Source organism: Caballeronia sp. KNU42 (assembly GCF_053760385.1).
In genome coordinates this window covers 1,099,759-1,117,229 of the sequence record NZ_CM132390.1, presented here as the reverse complement: position 1 = coordinate 1,117,229, position 17,471 = coordinate 1,099,759, and the positions used below count along the sequence as shown (strand labels likewise).

Sequence of the window (17,471 nt, the reverse complement as noted above, 5' to 3'; positions counted from 1 at the left end):
TTTGCTCACGGAACCATTTCGGAAGCAGGACGTAAATGGCAAAGCCAAACGACCGCACGGGAAGTGCTCCCTTCATCCCGCCGGCGAGCGATCCTCGTTTGAGAATGCCGCGAGACACGCCAGGCGCACCCGCTCGACAGCCGCCGGCCAGCTCTCATCGGCCGCTTGCCGGAACAGGCGCAGCGTCTGCGGATACCACGGAGAATCTTCACGCTCGCGCATCCAGCGCCAGTCGATGTCTTCTCGCGGCAGCAACACCCAGCACGGCTTGCCCAGTGAAGCCGCGATGTGTGCCGCGGAGGTGTCCACACAGATCAACAGGTCGAGCTCGCCGATGACGGCGGCGGTATCGGCGAAATCGCTCAGGTCTGTCCCAAGGTGCAGCAACGGAAGACTCGCGGGCGGCGACTGACCCTCGTCTTCTCCCTGCCCTTTTTGCAGGCTCACGAAGCTGACCCCGGGCACGCTCCAGAGAGGCGCAAGCGTTGCAAGCGAGGGCAGCGAACGGTTGGCATCGTTGTGATGTTTGGGATTGCCTTTCCAGACCAGACCGATTTTGCGGCCGGGTGGCAGCGTCGCCAGCCGCGCGCGCCAGTGTTCGACGAGCAGTGGGCCGGGCACCAGGCGGATGGGATCGGGAATGGTGTCCATGGTCGTGCGCAGGTGCAGCGGCACGCTCATCGGGCTCGTCCAATGATCGTATTCAAGCGCCCGGCCCAGCGCGGTTTCGTGGTCGAGGACCGCATCGACGCCTACTAAGGCCGCGAACAGCCGATGCAGCGCAGGCGCACACGCAAATGCGATATGGACCGCACCTTGTGCCTTGAGCAAGGGTAAATAGCGGCCAAACTGGATCATGTCGCCAAGACCATCTTCCTGCCACAGCAGCAGCGACTTGCCCGCAAGTGCTTCACCGCGCCACCGGGGACACGCAAGCAAGGACTGCGTCTGGTAATGGATAAATCCCGGCTGGTCATAACGGGAGTCGTAAAGCTGCCATCCCTCTTCGTATTCGCCGATGCTGAGCAGCAGCGATGCGAGACTGACTTTTGCATCGTGATAGTCGGCGCGGATCGCGAGTGCTCGCCGGAAAGCTGCTTCGGCGTCCGTCAGACTGCCGAGCTCCTTCAGCACGTTGCCAAGGTTGTGGTGCCCTTCGGCGAGCTCGGGTCGAAGAGCAAGCGCTCGCCGGTAAGCCGCAACGGCGTCAGCCGGGCGATGCAGTGCCCACAGCACGTTGCCAAGGTTGTTATGCGCTTCGACGATATCCGGCCGGCTCAGCAACGCCTGGCCATAGGCCGCCTCGGCCTCGGGCAGCCGCTCCAGAGTCTGCAGCACGATGCCCAGGTTGTAGTGAGCTTGCGCATAGTCGGGCCGAAGTGCGAGCGCCTGCCGGTAAGACACCTCCGCTTCGGGAAGGCGTTCGAGGGCGACCATCAACGCGCCCAGGTTAAGGTGCGCTTCGGCGTAATCGGGGCGGATAGTCAGCGCCATCCGGCAAGCCAGCTCAGCCTCAGGCAGGCGGCCTAGTTCCTTGAGCACGTTCGCGAGGTTATTGAGCGCCTCGGCGTGTTGAGGCCGGAGAATCAGCGCCTGCCGGTATGCCGCCTCGGCTTCCGGAAGACGGGCGAGTTCCTTGAGCACGTTGCCGAGATTGTTGTAAGCCCCGGCATCGGGAGATAGAGCCAATGCTTGCCTGTAGGCACTCTCGGCTTCGTGCCAACGGCGCAGGTCATAGAGCACGATGCCCAGGTTGTAATGGGCCTGCGCATAATTCGCACGAGTCGCAAGCGCATGCCGGTACGCCGCCTCGGCGTCATGCAGGCGTCCGAGATCGTAGAGCACCGCACCCAGGTTGTTGCTGGCCTCGGCGAGGTCAGGGCGGATGCTCAGCAGTTGCCGGTAGATGGCCTCCGCTTCCGTCAGAGAGCCAAGTCCCTTGAGCAGCATGCCGAGGTTATTGTAGGCATCGACGAAATCGGGCTTGGCCTCGATAGCCTGCCGCCAATACGCTTGCGCGTCCGCCAGTTGGCTCAGGCCTAGTGAACAGACCGCCGCTATGTTCAAGGCCTCCGCTAGCGCGTTTCCCGTCAAAACCGGATGCGGTTCAAGCATGGGCTTGACCATCGACAACGCTTGTCCGTATTGTCCGGCCATGCATAGCGAAGCAGCCGACTGATGCCAGTCCGCAAAGGGAGGTGCGCTTGTTGAGACAGATGTCATTGATCGTTCTTCGAAACCCGGGTAAGCGAATTCTGGTCGGGCGCGGTCCCTTCACTCCGCATGGCATAAGAGCGATACGTCGAACGTCTGCGGAAAAGGGGAAGCGCCCATCACGAAGGTTACGATAGTTGCCATCGGCGTGACGGCCGGAAATGAGCGCATTGCTGCACGCTATTCGGAGGATGGGATGCTGAAGAGCGGCTGGAAAGCCTTGGCAAGCTGGCGTAATTGCGTATGGTCCGCCGCTAAGGGTCTCGGTGAATCGCAACTGCTGTACTCAACTGGCTTATTCGAAGCTTACAAACACGCTTAGGGTTTCTTCAACGCAGCCCAATGCACAGGCACGCCATTTCGTTCTCCCTCCAAGAGCGGTGATCTGCCCTCAAAGAGAACGCGCCGGCATCGGGCCGCTCACTACACAATCGCTTAGTGCTGCGAGCCGCTCGATACGCCAAAACGCGCCGCCGGCAGCCGACGCGAAAGGTTCGGCATCAACGCCTGGCGAGCCGCCTCATACGCGTTCCAGTCAGCCGCTTCCGGCAGCGAGGGAATCGTCACCAGCTCGCCCTGGTCGAGGCCCGCAAGCGCCGCGTCCACCATGTCCTGCGATGTCATTACGATACTTTCCGGCAGATAGCTCACCGGTGTGCCCGCAACGTCCCAGAACTCCGTGCTGGTCGCGCCCGGCAACACGGCCTGGACCCGCACGCCCTTCGCGCCCAGTTCGTGGTGCAGCGACTGGCTCAACGCGAGCACGAATGCCTTGCTGCCGCCGTACACACCGTTCAGCGTCTCCGGCGACACAGCGACAATCGATGCAATGTTCACGATCGTGCCACCGCCACGCGCAACAAAACCCGGTACGACCGCCTTCGTCAAATGCGTGAGCGCGACCACATTGAGCGTGATCATCGCGTCCATCTTGTCGATGTCCGAATCCACGAGCGGCGCGGTCGCGCCCACGCCGGCATTGTTCACGAGCATCGTGATGCTCGCGTCGTCGCGCAGCACATCTTCAATTTTGCGCACGCCCTCAGGCGTCCCCAGATCCGCGACGACAACCTCGACATTGCGTCCGGTCGATGTCGTCAGCGTGGTCGCCAGCGCGTTCAGGCGGTCGCGGTTGCGCGCCACCAGAATGACGTCGTAACCGCGCTCGGCCAGCCGCTTCGCATAGTCCGCGCCAATGCCGGTGGACGCGCCCGTCACGAGGGCCGTACCTTTGTTCGCACCATTGCTCATTTCCGTTCTCCAGTTCTTCAAGTGTTCCGGCAGAAGCGCCGGTGTGTGAACGCAATAGTAGAAGTGTGCGATCATGTCCTCAATGACATAGATACCACTTTTTAGGACATTGCCCGGAATCCCTTTCCTGGCGCGCAGGAGGCCATGTGAAAACGATCGGAATCATTGTTTATCCCGACTTTCAGGTGCTGGGGCTGGCAGTCTCGACCGTGTTCGAATTTGCAAACATGACGGTCGGAGAAACCGCGTACGAGGTGCAGTTGGTGTCGGAACACGGCGGCTCGGTGCGCTCGTCGCTCGGCTTCGGCATGGAGACCGCGAGTTTCAAGGGCAGTAAATTCCACACCCTGATCGTCACCGGCGACACCATAGGCACGCCGCATTCGGCCGGCGTAGGGGCATTTCTTCGCGACGCGCTGAATACCTCCGAACGCATTGCGGCGACCTGCACGGGAGCGTTTGTGCTGGCCGAGGCGGGCTTGCTGGACGGCCGCCGCGCCACCACGCACTGGTACTACGCGCGGGCGCTTCAGCGCGCGTATCCGCAGGTCAGGATGGAGGAGGACCGGATCTTCGTTGTCGATGGCCCGATCTGGACATCCGCCGGTGCGAGCGCCGCGATCGACCTTGCGCTGGCGCTCGTCGAGAAAGACCTGGGCGCCGACACGGCACGGCTCGTGGCGAAAAAAATGGTCGTCTATCATCGTCGCGCCGGCGGCCAGTCGCAATACTCCGCGCTGCTCGAACTGGGCGCGAAATCGGATCGCGTGCAGACCGCGCTCGCCTATGCAAAGGCCAACCTGACGGCGAAGCTGTCGATCGAAGAGCTGGCGGAAGCGGCCCACCTCAGCCCGCGCCAGTTCAGCCGGATCTTCACCGACGAGACCGGACAGTCGCCCGCCCGGGCCATCGAAAACCTGCGCGTGGAGGCCGCTCGCCTGATGATGGAAGCAGGACGCCATTCAGTCGATGTCGTCGCACGCGAGAGTGGCTTCGGCGACCGTGAACGGATGCGACGCGCATTCCTGCGGGCGTTTGGACAGTCGCCGCAGGCAATGCGGCGGATGACGGAATCGCAGATGGTGTGATGAAGGGCGGGTTTTGCGCGGGTGAGGTAAGGACCCGCTTCATTGAATCAAGCTGATAACCCCGTTTGCGTGCCTCAGGCTGGAGCTATGCCGCCGGCGCCAACTGTGCGAGCACGGTCGTCATGCTCATGACTTGCCGGTCACCGTCCGATATCCCCGCGTCCTCGGCAGCCTTGGCCAATTGCGCATAGGTCAGTCTGGCAAGGCCTTCGAAGCTATTGCGGATAATCGTCGCGGTCATCGCGGAACTGGTCCGAAGCTCCCAGGCCTTGTCTTCCACAAGCCGTTGAAGCACGAATTCGCGAGCAGCCGTTTTCGCGGCAAGAATGCCGCGGGCTTGTTCTTCTGTCATGGTGTTCTCCCCGAGTCTGCCCTTGTTTTATAGCAACGCGGCGTACCCTTGGCAGTTCGGAAGAACACACTTGGCTCAACTCTTTTACGGCTCCGAACTCAGTCCGAGGCCAGCCGTGCGATCGCACGCTCCACGCCACCGCGGCCGAACGGAACACCCTGCACGGTCATCGCGGCTTCGACGCCGCCGAGGCATCCAAGGATCATCGCGGGGTTAATGTCGCCGAGATGCCCGATGCGGAATGCGCGGCCCGCGAGCGGCCCGAGACCGCCGGCAATCGCGACTTCGAAGCGCTCGCGCGCGACGCTGCGGATGGCTTCCGGATCGATACCCTCGCTCACCGCGATGGTCGTCACCGCCACCGACCGCGCCTCAGGCACCTCGCAGAAAAAGCGCAACGCCCCCGCTTCGCTCCAGCATTGCACCGCGGCTTGCACCGCTTGCGCAATGCGCCTATGGCGCTCCAGCACTTGAGGCAAGCCTTCGCGGAAGATCAACCCGAGCGATGCCTCCAGCCCGGCGATCAGGCTTTGCGGCGGCGTGCCGCAAAACTTGCGGTACGACAGCGGACTTTTGCGCCGCTCCCAGTCCCAGTAGAAACGCGGCGTGGCATTGCGGCGCGAGACTTCCATCGCCTTCTCGTCGACCGCGACGAACGCGAGTCCCGGCGGCACCATCAACGCCTTCTGACTGGCGCCGAGAACCACGTTGATGCGCGTTGCATCCATCGCGAACGGCGCGGCTGCAAGCGATGCAACCACGTCGACCACGAGCAGCGCCGGATGATCGACACGGTCGAGCGCCGCCCGCATGGCGGGCAGATCGTTGGTGATGCCGCTGGCGGTGTCGGTATGAACGATGAAGACCGCGACGATCTCGCGTTTGACATCTTCCCGCAGCACGGCTTCAATATCCGCCGGATCGATTGGACGGCCTGCGACCCAGGGGGTACGAATCACACGGCCGCCCATTGCCTCGGCCTGCACCGCCCACGACTCCGAGAAGTGACCGGTGCCTGCCACCAGCACCGCCTGACCCGGCGCAACCAGATTGGCGATGACGGCTTCCCAAGCGCCATGCCCGTTCGCGGCATAGAGAAAGACGTCTGCCTGCTCTGTCCGCAGCACGCGCCTCAGTCCCGCTTCACACGCGGCAATGCAGCGATCCAGTCGCGGGTCAGCCAGGTCCATCGGCTGACGGCTCATTGCGTGCAGGACTTCATCCGGCACGCGGCTGGGTCCCGGCGAATGCAGAAAGCGATGGCCGGGCAAACGGGCGACGTCGTTCATGCGAGAAGCACTGGAAATGGGTGATTGCAGCGGGAGTTCGTGCGCGCTTGAGCTTTGTCGTCAGTCAGTGTCATTGCAAGCCTGGCTAGTTGTTGGCCGAATTATTCTACAGGGCTTGCCTTTTCACCACCAGTTCGGCCCTAACCTTGCTTCCCCGCAATCGAATGCATCGCCACGGCGATATCGCTCGCTACCGATGCGAGCGCTCGGCTGTGTGCCTTGACCAGGGCGTCGTAACCAGGGCCGCCTGCGCTCTCGTGTACAACACTGCGTCCGCTAACGTTCTCACCACCCTTCGGCGAACGCACCGACCAGATAACCGCCAGCGTTACTGCGCCGTTCGTTGACGAATCGAAGACCTGCACGTCGATCGAAATGCGGTAGGCGTTGTCGTCCACCCGCTGCGGGTAAGTGGATACGATCGCCCCCGGGATGAACCGCCCGAGATCCTCAGCCAGTACACCTGGAATCTGCTTCTTCAACGGCTCCGCCCAGCGAGCGAACTCATCGATAGACACACGGTTCGCGTCCAGCCTGGTCACCATCTGCGATCGATCGACCAGTTCGGGAACCGTTACGGGATCGATCGCGATCGTGACCGGATGGCCGCCGGACGACTGTTCGACGACCTGAACAGGGCTCAGCGTGTAGAACTTCGACGCCGGCGACGTTGCGCACCCCGCGAACAAAGTCAGCAAGATCGCGGTCCATAGGAACCGTGGATATCGGCTCATTGCTTGTCCCCGGTCTTGCCGCGGAGCAGCGCTTCCGGATGGCGTTCGAGATACTCTGCAAGCGAGCGGAACGAAGCTGCGGTCCGTGACAGCTCGCGCATTGTTTCAGCGGTGCTTTGCTGCAATGGCGAGTCGCTTTGCAATGCGCGATTCGCCGACGTGAGCGCCTCGCGAGCAGCGGCCAGCGTAGTTTTCGCCTCGGGCGCCACATCCGTATTAATGGTTTTCATCAGCGTGTCTGCGTCACCCAGCGTTTTGCGCAGGTCCTGGCTGATTCCCTCGAACGGAATCTTGTTCAGCTTGGCGACGAGACTGGTGATCGAGTCTTGCAGGCCTTGCAGATTACCTGGCACTGTCGGCAGTTGAGGCGTCCCTTTACTCCAGTCAACAGTCGCTTTGGGGGCGGCGGGGAAGAAATCGATCGCTATATACAGTTGTCCAGTCAAGAGGCTCGCGGTCCTCAGTTGCGCCCGCATCCCTTTCGATACCAGGTCTTCCGTAATCGCTTTTCGTTCCACCGATGTACTCGCACTCCTGGCTCCCGAGTCGTCGCTCGCGACCAGGCGCTCGGGAAAAATGCTCACCTCGACGGGGATACTAAATTCCCTTTTTGCCGGATCAAAGTGCGTGTGAATCGCCGATACCTCACCAATGACTATCCCGCGGAAGTCGATGGGTGCACCAACGGTCAACCCGCGTACAGACTCCTTGAAGTCCAGCACGTATTTATCGACGATGGTGTCATGCAGTTTCATTGCTTCGGCCCGGTCGACAAAAAGTTCGTACTGGCGCCGCGCCTCCGCTTCAGCCTTGCTGGTCGAGTCAGGCGGGTTCTCGAATGCCAGGCCGCCAATCAGGATTGATACCAATGATTCGGTATTGAGCTTCACGCCGGTCGTATCCAGAGTCACATCGACGCCGCTTGCGTGCCAGAAGCGCGTGTCATTCGTTACGTACTTGTCATAAGGCGCATTCACAAAAACGTGCAAGGTCATTCCCGCGCCGTCGGGGTCAAGCGCATACGAGACGATCTGACCGACCTGAAGCCGCCGGAAGAATACGGGCGAACCTATATCGAGGGAACCGATGTTGCCGCTCTTAAGCACGAACTCTCGCCCTGGTGCGCCTGACGACAGGACCGGCGGTGACTCGAGTCCGACGAAATCGCGTCGCGCATTCTGCGCTGTACCGACGTCCATTCCGATGTGAGAGCCGGACAATAATGTCCCTATGCCCGACACTGTGCCGCCGGAGATGCGCGGTCGAACGACCCAGAAGCGAGTGTCGTCAACGAGCATGCTGGAAGCGCTGCGGGACATCTCAGCGCTGGCGAGCACTGTCTTGTGATCGTCGGAAAGTTCAACACTTTTGATCGTGCCGATATCGACGTTCTTGAACTTGATCTTGGTCTTGCCGGCCTCGATCCCTTCGCCGGTGGAAAAGCTGATAGTGATGGTCGGGCCTTTTTGCATAATGGCCTGCGCGGCCAGCCATCCGGCAATCAGGACGGCGACAAGCGGCACCAACCATACAAGCTGCATGCGCCACTTCGACCGCTTGACAGCAACTGCTGTCGGAATACCGGGCGCATCGTGGTCATCTTTATTCAATTTCCGGCTCCACTGCATCCCATATCAGCCGGGGATCGAATGACAGTGCGGCAAACATGGTCAGCACGACCACGGCGCCGAATGCGATCGCGCCGGGCCCTGCTTCAATACTTGCAACCGAACCGAATTGCACGAGTGCGACCAGGACGGTAATGACGTAGATGTCGAGCATCGACCAGCGGCCGACGAACTCCACCAAGCGGTAGATACGCGTCCGCTGTCGTGGGATGAATGAAGAGCGCAACTGGGTGCTCCACGCGAGATAGGCCAGGGACAGGATTTTGAGCACCGGCACCACGATACTGGCGATGAAAACGATAGCCGCAAGCGACCACGATCCTGCATTCCAGAGATAAACTACGCCGCTAAGAATCGTGTCGGACTGAGTTCCGAACAAGGTGCTGGTGACCATGACCGGCAGGAGAATGGCGGGGATATAAAGGACCATGGCGCCGAAAACGAACGCCCAGGTCCGTACGAGACTGTCGGGCTTGCGCCGATGCAGCGTGGCGTCACAGCGCGGGCAAATTCCGGCATGGACGTGGGCAAGGAGCGGCTTCGAGACCAGGCCGCAGTCGTGACAAACGAACAGGCCGGCGCGCGCCGCGGTGTCTGCCGTGGCAGTTGCCTGTACCGCATATGACGCACCACGGTCGCTCTGCACGGAATCGATACGCGCCCAGATATCACGCGGATTGAACGTAACGGCCGCTGCCGCCAGCAGCAACATCACCACTCCGAATGCCCAGATCGCAACGCCAGGGACAACGGTTGCGATGTGCTGGAGCTTGACGAGCGCGACCAGCATGCCGAGCATGAGCACTTCGATCATGCCCCAGGGCGCAATGTGGCGCAGAACACGAAGGACAAGCCCGGGTCTTTGAGGAAGGCCACCCATATGCAGCGGAACGAGCAGATAGATAACGGCCGCTATGTTCAGTGACGGCATCAACAGCGTAGTCACGAAGACGAGGCCCGCTATTGGCCACATGCCATCCACGTATAGGGACCTGGCTGCCCCAAAAAGCGTGGATTCAACCAGCGTTCCATTGACCCAAAGTCCGACGATGGGAAAGCAGTTGGCGAGCACAAAAAAAATCGCTGCAGCCGACGTGAACGCCAGTGCGCGGTCGAACCTGGCGGGCAAGCTTCGGTAGAGCGCTGCCCCGCAGCGTCCGCACCGCGCGGTACCGCTCTCCGATAGCGGCGCTTCCCACTGGAGCAAATCACATTCGTGACAGGCTATCAACTTGGCATCATTCATCTTTCGCATCCGCTTGGGGCAAAACACACGGTCCAAAAGCGCGCCGGTCATGCTCAAGCGCCTAATCGTCGTCCCGTGTACCGGCTCATTTAAGTTGCGCAACCAACGCATCAGCGCCCTTCTCTATACCCGTCTTCGACGCATTCAGCGCCCCGAAGCTCGCTCCGACGTTGTAGGGATTCGGGTATTGCTTTGTCACGTAAGCACTGAGGAGTTTGTCGTTCGACGCGTCGTAGATTTCAACGGCGTACATGACGGAACCTGTGAAGGCGCCTTCCTTGCCTCGGGCTGTTTGAACCACGTTGTAAATACCGCCGGAAAGGTCAAACCGCGTGAAGGGACCGAGAAAAGGCGTGGTGGTTGAAGCACCTGTCAGAGTCAGCTTGACGCGCAACGTGCTCGAACCTGGAGCATTCTCCAGCTCGAAGCGAGTCCGCAGTTTTTCTTCAAACTTGGATTGCATATAGCCGGCCAGCGCTTTTTTGTCCGAGTCACTCATGTCGCCAAACTGGTTATCCGCGGCTCGATACACGACCACCGGATCGACAATCACCTTCCTGTATTGCTGCCAATCCACCTGAGTCGAGAAGCGATAAGGCACGCGACCAGACTTATCTTCCGGATCAGCCTTCAAATAGGATGACGACGTAATTCCAGAATACGCGACTGGCTGCACGCTTGCGCAGCCAACCACGGTTGCGCACATAGCGGCTAGCAACAGATGCCGCGCCTTGATTGACTTGACCATTCGGATCTCCGGTTTCGATGCTGCCCCAGTCGGTGTCCCGATCGGGTTCAGACATGACAGCTCATGTGAGGCGCAAGCGTAACACCGTAAATAATTTTCGTAAACCGTCCAGGCGGTTTGTTTTTATAAATAAAAGGGGAAATGCATTGGGCCGTCGTCACGATGCTATGTACTTCGGGGAAAAGCTTGAATAGGGGCCGCATGGCATTGGGCTTTGACGGGAAAGTCGCCGCGACGCCGACGCAGCGCGCATACAATGCAAGCAAATCCGCATTCGGTCCGGCCCGCTCAGGCCGCCGCTTCCACACCCAAGGACATGGCATGACGCCGGCTACCTCCTCGATCGGCACCTCGCCTTCATCTTCTTCATTGCGAGCCGACGTCGACTATGACGTGCTCATCGTGGGCGCCGGTTTGTCCGGCGTGGCCGCGGCGCATCACCTGCGCGAACGCTGCCCCTCCGCCCGGTTCGCCATCCTCGAAAGCCGCTCCACGATGGGCGGCACATGGGACCTGTTCCGCTATCCCGGCGTGCGCTCCGACTCCGACATGTTCACGCTCGGCTACAGCTTTCGCCCGTGGCATGGCGACAAATCGATATCCGGCGGCCAGACGATCCTCGACTACATCCGGGACACCGCCCAGGCATCCGGCATCGACAAGATCATCAAGTTCGGTCACAAGGTGACGGGTGCGAACTGGGATTCGCAGGCCGCACACTGGACGGTGCAGGTTCAGCGTACCGAGGACAATGTCGAAACAGAAATGCGCTACACCTGCAAGTTCCTCTACATGTGCAGCGGCTATTACGACTACGACGCAGGTCACGAGCCGAGCTGGCCCGACATGGAGAAGTTCAAGGGCCGCATAGTCCACCCGCAGCATTGGCCCGCCGGCCTGGCCTATGCGGACAAGCGGGTTGTCGTGATCGGCAGCGGCGCCACGGCGGTAACCCTGGTGCCGGCAATGGCGGACACGGCGAAACACGTAACCATGCTGCAACGCTCGCCGACCTACATTTTTTCTCTTCCCGCACGCGACAAGTTCGCCAACACGGTGCGCAAATGGCTGCCGTCAACGCTCGCGCACAAGCTTATCCGCAGCAAGAACGTGCTGCTGACCATGTACCTGTACAGCCGCGCGCGACGCAAGCCGGAAGAGACCAAACAATTGCTCATCAGGGCAGCAGGCTGGCAGTTGGGACCCGGGTTCGACGTCGACAAACACATGACGCCCCGATACAACCCGTGGGACCAGCGCCTGTGTCTGGTCCCGAACGGAGACCTGTTCAAGGCGGTGCGCGCCGGCAAGGCATCGATTGCCACCGACGAAATCGAACGCTTCACCGAGACCGGCGTGCGGCTGCGAAGCGGCGAGCATCTCGACGCCGACCTTGTGATTACCGCTACGGGGCTGAAACTCAAGATGCTCGGTGGCTCGGTGATCTCCGTTGACGGGCGCCGGATTTCCCTCGGAGATACGGTGTCATACAAGGGCATGATGTATAGCGACGTACCGAATCTTGCGTCGTCGTTCGGCTATACCAACGCTTCATGGACCCTGAAGGCCGAGTTGATTGCGCAGTACGTCTGCCGCCTCGTGAATCACATGAAGGCAAATCACTACGATGTGTGTGTCCCGCGACTGAGGGAAAACGAAATGGGTTCGCTGCCCGCTGTCGAGCTCACCTCCGGGTATATTCAGAGGGCATCGAACATCCTGCCCAGGCAGGGACTTCACAAGCCGTGGAAGTACCATCAGAACTACCTGCTCGATCTTGCATCGCTCAGGTTCGGCGCCCTGAGCGACGGCGTCATGCAGTTCGAGCGGCGCCCCATGACAATAGTCAGGCTCAAGCGCGAAGCGCAAGAGCACGCATAAAAGTAAAGGTGAGTACGTGTCGCTTATTTTCCTGTCCGTCATCGCCGTTTGCATCATCGTGACTGCGGGGCTTGCGTTTTTTTCCCTGTACATTGCACACCTGATCCAATCCTCGCTGGTCCTGCGCATCGTATCGGTCACGGTGGCCACTCCGTTCGCGATCAAAGGCGGCCGCGCGATCCTCAATATTCCCACTCGCCCAATAGTTCGATTGCCCGTCCTGTTCGAACGCAGAATGCAAATCATTGAACCGGCTACACGGTACGTCTCGCCGGGCAATGATGGATTGCCAGCCTTGGGATATTCACGCCCGTGCGCTATCAATTGTGTCTGCTGACTGAGGACGGACGCCTCGATCACCTTTGATCATATCGACCGCCTTTTCAGCGATCATGATGGTCGGCGCATTCGTGTTCCCGCCAATCAACGTCGGCATCACCGACGCATCGACAATACGCAGGCCCTGCAGACCGCGCACGCGTAGTTGCGAGTCGACCACCGCGTAAGCATCCTGGCCCATCCGGCAAGTGCCGACCGGGTGATAGACGGTGTCGACGCGCCGTTTCAACGCCTCACGAATCTCCTCATCCGTGTTCACGTTGGAGGTGAACAAGTCCTTCGTGACCCATTCAGCAAGAGCAGGCGCTTGCATCAGGCGTCGCGCGAGCTTGAACCCCGCCACCATGCCGTCGAGATCGAGAGGGTCGTTGAAGAACGCTGGATCGATACGGGGTGAAACGTAAGAGTCCTTGCTTTGAAGCGTCACTTCTCCACGGCTTCGTGGCCGCAGCAAACACACGTGGCACGACAACCCATGGCCCGGATGCAACGTGCGCGCGTGGTTATCCGCCAGCGCCACGACAAAGTGAAGCTGGACGTCGGGCATTGCCAGGTCCGGGCGAGTCTTGAGGAATGCACCGCCTTCGGCGAAGTTCGAGGTCAGCGCCCCACGGCGCGAACCGCGAAAGCGCAGGATTTCCCGCAATAACCGCGCGCTGCCGCGAAACGATATGCCGAAGGTGTCGAGGCTGCGAGTCCGATACCCGAAGATAAAGTCGGGATGATCCTGCAGGTTCTTGCCCACGCCAGGTAAATGCCGGACCACGGGAATGGCGAGCCGATCGAGCGCCTGCGTATCGCCCACGCCGGACAACATCAGCAGTTGCGGTGTCTGCAACGCGCCCGCGGCCAGGATCACCTCGCGACGAGCGCGGATAATGCGGGTCCCGTCCCCCGCCGTTACCTCGACGCCGACAGCACGCGTGCCCTCGAAAATGATCCGATGCACGTGTGCATGAGTCTCGACGGAGAGGTTCTTGCGCTTCTTCATATGCGGCAGCAAATAGGCGCGTGCGGCGCTCCATCGCTCGCCATTCTTTTGCGTGACCTGATAGATTCCCACCCCTTCCTGCTCGGCGCCGTTGAAGTCCTCGGTCACGGGTAATCCGCTCTGGCGCGCGGCCTCGAGGTACCTTGCATGGAACGGATTGCCGGTGCGCAAGTCGCTGACCCAGAGCGGTCCATCGCGGCCATGCCATTCGTTGGTGATCCGCTCGTTGTGCTCGCTGCGCAGGAAGTACGGAAGCACATCCTCATACGACCAGCCTTCATTTCCCAGCGATGCCCAATGATCGTAGTCCGAACGATGCCCGCGCACGTAGACCATTGCATTGATGGCGGACGATCCCCCCAACGCCTTGCCGCGCGGCTGGTAGCCCTTGCGGCCATTCAGGCCCGCCTGCGGCACGGTTTCGAATGCCCAGTTGTTGAGCTTTGTCGGCAACATCACGACAGCGGCCGCCGGAATCTTCACGAGTGGGCTGTTGCCGCCCCCTCCCGCTTCAAGAACGCAGACCGTGACGCCAGGATCTTCGGTCAGCCGCCCTGCGACGACGCACCCGCCCGAGCCTGCACCGATCACAACGAAGTCGAATACGTCGCTCATTCCGGTCTCCTGCCAAATAGTCGGCGCATGCCGCGCCGCTGGCGTCTTGTTTAGGTAATACGCTTGATCAGCCGCAGTATCAGGTCGAAGGTCTTGCCATAGGGAGGATGGAAAAGACGCGTGCCATTCAGCCGTGCCTGGTAGAAAACGGGTTTTTCTTTACTGAAGGTACGGAAGCCCCACTCGCCGTGATATGCGCCCATGCCGCTCGGGCCAACTCCACCGAACGGCTGCGCTTCCTGCGCCAGATGCCACAGACAGTCGTTGATCGTGACACCGCCTGACACTGTTTCGTTCAGCACCCGGTCGCGATTGACAACGCTCCGGCCGAACCAGTAAAGCGCGAGCGGCCGGTCGCCCTGGTTCACCATGGCAATGGCCTGGTCCAGTCCGTCATATTCGACTATGGGCAGCAGCGGCCCGAAGATCTCCTCGCGCATCAGACGCGCGCTGGCGGGGGCGCCGACCACCAGCGTCGGTGGAAATTTGCGGGTGTTTTCGTCGAAGGGCTCTCTGGCTGGATTGACTTCAATAATGCGCGCACCGCCATCACGCGCTTCCTGCACTATCGCAAGCAGCCGCTCGCGATGCCGCGTGCTGATGATCGCCGTATAGTCCGGATTCGCAATCAGCGTGGGATAGAGGCGCGTAATAGCCGCCTTGAGGCGATCTGCGACGATGTCGGCCAGACCCGCCGGCACGAGGACATAGTCCGGAGCAATGCAGGTCTGTCCGGCGTTCAGGAACTTGCCGTAGGCAATGCTCGCGACGGCAGCGGCTATGTCGCAGGACGCATCGATTATTGCGGGCGATTTTCCGCCGAGTTCCAGCGTCACCGGCGTAAGGTTCGCTGCGGCAGCTTGAGCGACCTGGCGGCCGACCAGGGTCGATCCGGTAAAGAACAGGTGATCGAACGGCAACCCGGTAAAAGCCTGACCCACGTCCACGCCGCCGTTCACTACGCTCAACTCATCCGGCGCAAACGACGCGCTAACCAGGCGGTCCAGCAACTCGGAAAAGCGAGGGGTCAGTTCGGAAGGTTTGAGCAGCACCCGGTTGCCGGCGGCGAGGGCCGCGAGCGCCGGACCCAACGAGAGTTGAATGGGGTAATTCCACGGCGATACGATACCGGCCACACCAAGCGGTTGCCGCAACAGGCGGTTATAGCCTGGCAGGAAGTGCAGGCCGGTCGCGACTCGCTGCGGACTCATCCAGTGCTTCAGATGTTTGCGCGCGTGACGGATTCCAGCGCGCACCACAAACAACTCGGCGAGCCGCGTTTCATGAGCGGACCGCCCGTCGAAGTCGGCATCGATCGCACGCACGAAGTCGCTTTCATGATTTTCCGTCAACGCGAGCAACCGGTTCAGCCGGTCCATGCGAACGTGCAACGGCGGATTCGATTCCGCCGCGAACGCGCGGCGTTGCGCCTCGAAGCGTTCTTCCAGCAAAGAGGGCGGGCTGACCTGCATGGTCTGTTTCCTGTATGTGGAATGACGCTAGCTTACGCGCTCGGGCATCGATCGTGCAGTGTCCGGATGCGACCGGCCAATCAGGCGTGTCCAAAATACTCAGTAAAATCGATCCCGTACGGGCAAAGCCAACCTGCCGCCCATCCCTGGATATCCCCGCCACTGTGACAAGCACACTCGAACAACTTCGCACCGGGCAACTCGCCGGTACCCAGCGACTGACACTAGCCTGCGGCCTGACTGAATTTCCGCGCGAGATATTCGATCTGGCGGCCACGCTGGAAGTCCTCGACCTGTCTGGCAATGCTCTTTCGTGGCTGCCCGACGATTTGCCGCGCCTGACCAATCTGCACACGATCTTCTGCTCGAACAACCAGTTCACCGAGCTGCCGGAAGTCCTCGGGCGGTGCACTCAATTGACCATGGTGGGATTCAAGGCAAACCGCATACGCCACGTATCCGGTGCTTCACTACCGCCCAAACTTCGCTGGCTGATCCTGACCGATAATCAAGTTGAGGCCCTGCCGCCCGAGATCGGAAACTGCACCCAGCTACAAAAGCTGATGTTGGCGGGCAATCAGTTGCGCACCCTGCCCGTGGAGTTGGCGGCATGCTCTCGCCTCGAATTGATCCGGCTGGCAGCTAACCGGCTTGCCGAACTGCCGGTCTGGGTAGCATCCTTGCCTCGGCTATCGTGGCTGGCCTATGCGGGCAATCCATTCAACGAAAGGCTGGAAGCCAAGGCAATGGAGAATACAGCCGTCGCCGATATTTCATGGCAAGCGCTGGATCTGCAGCATCGGCTGGGCGAAGGGGCATCGGGCGTCATTCATCGCGCAGAACATCGGCCGGAATATCCGGCGACCAGCGGCGCAACCCAGGCCGTTGCAGTCAAGCTATTCAAGGGCGCTGTTACAAGCGATGGTCTGCCGCACTGCGAGATGGCCGCTTGCATTGCCGCGGGCTCACATCTCAACCTGATCCCCGTTATCGGGCAAGTGAAGGACCATCCCACCGGCGTCCATTGCCTGGTGATGGAATTGATCGACCCGCAACTCAGGAACCTTGCCGGGCCACCAAGCCTCGCTTCCTGTACGCGCGACATCTATGACGTCGATACCCGTTTCGATCTGCCTTCGGCGCTCAGTGTTGCGCATGGAATTGCATCGGCAGCCTCGCATTTGCATCAGCAAGGCATCATGCATGGCGACCTGTACGCCCACAACATCCTCCATGGCGGCCAAGGCTACGCGCTGATGGGCGATTTCGGCGCGGCATCGTTTTATGCAACCGACGATCAGGCGCTGGCCACCACACTCCAGCGCATTGAGGTAAGAGCCTTTGGTTGCCTGCTCGAAGAATTGATCGATCGATGCGATGCACAAGCGTCCGCGACAAGCAGCATGGCAGTGCTCGCAGGGCTGAAAAACAGCTGCCTGAGCGAACAAGCTGGCGACCGGCCTCTGTTCGACGAAATCGTGAATACCCTGTCTGCGCTGAGGGATTCGCATCGGCACGAGGCAACTTCAGCTTAAATTCAGGCGCTTTAAACCGTATACTCATTCTCCCGTTCCCGTAGCGAGAGAGACCGTGCCAGTGATTACCTGCATCGAGGATTTGCGC

The 17,471-nt window shown here is 60.6% G+C and carries 13 protein-coding genes; 3 read left to right on the top strand and 10 right to left on the bottom strand.

The window, feature by feature from the left end; translation table 11 throughout:
- Nucleotides 1-72: 72 nt before the first annotated feature.
- The gene (locus tag ACSOSP_RS36175; RefSeq protein ID WP_455313827.1) at nucleotides 73-2,223 is read right to left on the bottom strand and encodes a tetratricopeptide repeat protein; all 2,151 of its coding nucleotides are present in this window, start codon (nucleotides 2,221-2,223) and stop codon (nucleotides 73-75) included.
- A 426-nt stretch (nucleotides 2,224-2,649) separates the two neighbouring features.
- Nucleotides 2,650-3,465, bottom strand: coding sequence for an SDR family NAD(P)-dependent oxidoreductase (locus tag ACSOSP_RS36170; protein ID WP_455313826.1), 816 nt, complete (start codon nucleotides 3,463-3,465; stop codon nucleotides 2,650-2,652).
- A 146-nt stretch (nucleotides 3,466-3,611) separates the two neighbouring features.
- Between ACSOSP_RS36170 and ACSOSP_RS36165 the strand changes: the two genes are divergently transcribed.
- The gene (locus ACSOSP_RS36165; protein ID WP_455313825.1) at nucleotides 3,612-4,553 is read left to right on the top strand and encodes a GlxA family transcriptional regulator; all 942 of its coding nucleotides are present in this window, start codon (nucleotides 3,612-3,614) and stop codon (nucleotides 4,551-4,553) included.
- 85 nt (nucleotides 4,554-4,638) lie between these two features.
- Here the strand turns inward: ACSOSP_RS36165 and ACSOSP_RS36160 are convergent, their stop codons facing one another.
- The 6 genes from ACSOSP_RS36160 to ACSOSP_RS36135 form a co-directional block, all read right to left on the bottom strand.
- On the bottom strand, nucleotides 4,639-4,905 hold the full coding sequence (locus tag ACSOSP_RS36160; RefSeq protein ID WP_455313824.1) for a hypothetical protein: 267 nt from the start codon (nucleotides 4,903-4,905) through the stop codon (nucleotides 4,639-4,641).
- Between the two features lie 98 nt (nucleotides 4,906-5,003).
- Nucleotides 5,004-6,194, bottom strand: coding sequence for a pyridoxal-phosphate-dependent aminotransferase family protein (locus ACSOSP_RS36155; RefSeq protein ID WP_455313823.1), 1,191 nt, complete (start codon nucleotides 6,192-6,194; stop codon nucleotides 5,004-5,006).
- 140 nt (nucleotides 6,195-6,334) lie between these two features.
- A complete protein-coding gene (locus ACSOSP_RS36150) occupies nucleotides 6,335-6,928 on the bottom strand; it encodes a PqiC family protein (protein WP_455313822.1) in 594 nt (197 codons plus the stop codon).
- On the bottom strand, nucleotides 6,925-8,469 hold the full coding sequence (locus tag ACSOSP_RS36145) for a PqiB family protein (protein ID WP_455315345.1): 1,545 nt from the start codon (nucleotides 8,467-8,469) through the stop codon (nucleotides 6,925-6,927). The genes ACSOSP_RS36150 and ACSOSP_RS36145 overlap by 4 nt, the downstream gene beginning before the upstream one ends.
- Before the next feature lie 61 nt (nucleotides 8,470-8,530).
- Nucleotides 8,531-9,802, bottom strand: a complete 1,272-nt coding sequence (locus ACSOSP_RS36140) for a paraquat-inducible protein A (protein WP_455313821.1) — start codon at nucleotides 9,800-9,802, stop codon at nucleotides 8,531-8,533.
- 85 nt (nucleotides 9,803-9,887) lie between these two features.
- Nucleotides 9,888-10,550 carry a DUF3313 domain-containing protein gene (locus ACSOSP_RS36135; RefSeq protein ID WP_455313820.1) on the bottom strand — a complete coding sequence of 221 codons (663 nt, stop codon included), beginning with the start codon at nucleotides 10,548-10,550 and terminating at the stop codon, nucleotides 9,888-9,890.
- Between the two features lie 321 nt (nucleotides 10,551-10,871).
- On the opposite strand from ACSOSP_RS36135, the gene ACSOSP_RS36130 reads away from it, so the two are divergent.
- A complete protein-coding gene (locus ACSOSP_RS36130; RefSeq protein ID WP_455313819.1) occupies nucleotides 10,872-12,431 on the top strand; it encodes a flavin-containing monooxygenase in 1,560 nt (519 codons plus the stop codon).
- Between the two features lie 304 nt (nucleotides 12,432-12,735).
- Here the strand turns inward: ACSOSP_RS36130 and ACSOSP_RS36125 are convergent, their stop codons facing one another.
- Nucleotides 12,736-14,376, bottom strand: coding sequence for a GMC family oxidoreductase (locus tag ACSOSP_RS36125; RefSeq protein ID WP_455313818.1), 1,641 nt, complete (start codon nucleotides 14,374-14,376; stop codon nucleotides 12,736-12,738).
- 50 nt (nucleotides 14,377-14,426) lie between these two features.
- Nucleotides 14,427-15,848: a coniferyl aldehyde dehydrogenase gene (locus ACSOSP_RS36120; protein ID WP_455313817.1), complete on the bottom strand. Its 1,422-nt coding sequence runs from the start codon at nucleotides 15,846-15,848 to the stop codon at nucleotides 14,427-14,429.
- A gap of 164 nt (nucleotides 15,849-16,012) precedes the next feature.
- On the opposite strand from ACSOSP_RS36120, the gene ACSOSP_RS36115 reads away from it, so the two are divergent.
- Entirely contained in the window at nucleotides 16,013-17,383 is a 1,371-nt protein-coding gene (locus ACSOSP_RS36115) for a leucine-rich repeat-containing protein kinase family protein (protein ID WP_455313816.1), read from the top strand.
- Nucleotides 17,384-17,471: the final 88 nt, after the last annotated feature.

Excerpts from the sequence above, each read along its gene's own strand:
- ACSOSP_RS36140 (WP_455313821.1), bottom strand. The coding sequence starts at position 9,802 with ATGAATGATGCCAAGTTGATAGCCTGTCACGAATGTGATTTGCTCCAG.
- ACSOSP_RS36170 (WP_455313826.1), bottom strand. The coding sequence starts at position 3,465 with ATGAGCAATGGTGCGAACAAAGGTACGGCCCTCGTGACGGGCGCGTCC.
- ACSOSP_RS36145 (WP_455315345.1), bottom strand. The coding sequence starts at position 8,469 with ATGCAGCTTGTATGGTTGGTGCCGCTTGTCGCCGTCCTGATTGCCGGA.
- ACSOSP_RS36160 (WP_455313824.1), bottom strand. The coding sequence starts at position 4,905 with ATGACAGAAGAACAAGCCCGCGGCATTCTTGCCGCGAAAACGGCTGCT.
- ACSOSP_RS36155 (WP_455313823.1), bottom strand. The coding sequence starts at position 6,194 with ATGAACGACGTCGCCCGTTTGCCCGGCCATCGCTTTCTGCATTCGCCG.
- ACSOSP_RS36175 (WP_455313827.1), bottom strand. The coding sequence starts at position 2,223 with ATGACATCTGTCTCAACAAGCGCACCTCCCTTTGCGGACTGGCATCAG.
- ACSOSP_RS36130 (WP_455313819.1), top strand. The coding sequence starts at position 10,872 with ATGACGCCGGCTACCTCCTCGATCGGCACCTCGCCTTCATCTTCTTCA.
- ACSOSP_RS36150 (WP_455313822.1), bottom strand. The coding sequence starts at position 6,928 with ATGAGCCGATATCCACGGTTCCTATGGACCGCGATCTTGCTGACTTTG.
- ACSOSP_RS36125 (WP_455313818.1), bottom strand. The coding sequence starts at position 14,376 with ATGAGCGACGTATTCGACTTCGTTGTGATCGGTGCAGGCTCGGGCGGG.
- ACSOSP_RS36120 (WP_455313817.1), bottom strand. The coding sequence starts at position 15,848 with ATGCAGGTCAGCCCGCCCTCTTTGCTGGAAGAACGCTTCGAGGCGCAA.
- ACSOSP_RS36135 (WP_455313820.1), bottom strand. The coding sequence starts at position 10,550 with ATGGTCAAGTCAATCAAGGCGCGGCATCTGTTGCTAGCCGCTATGTGC.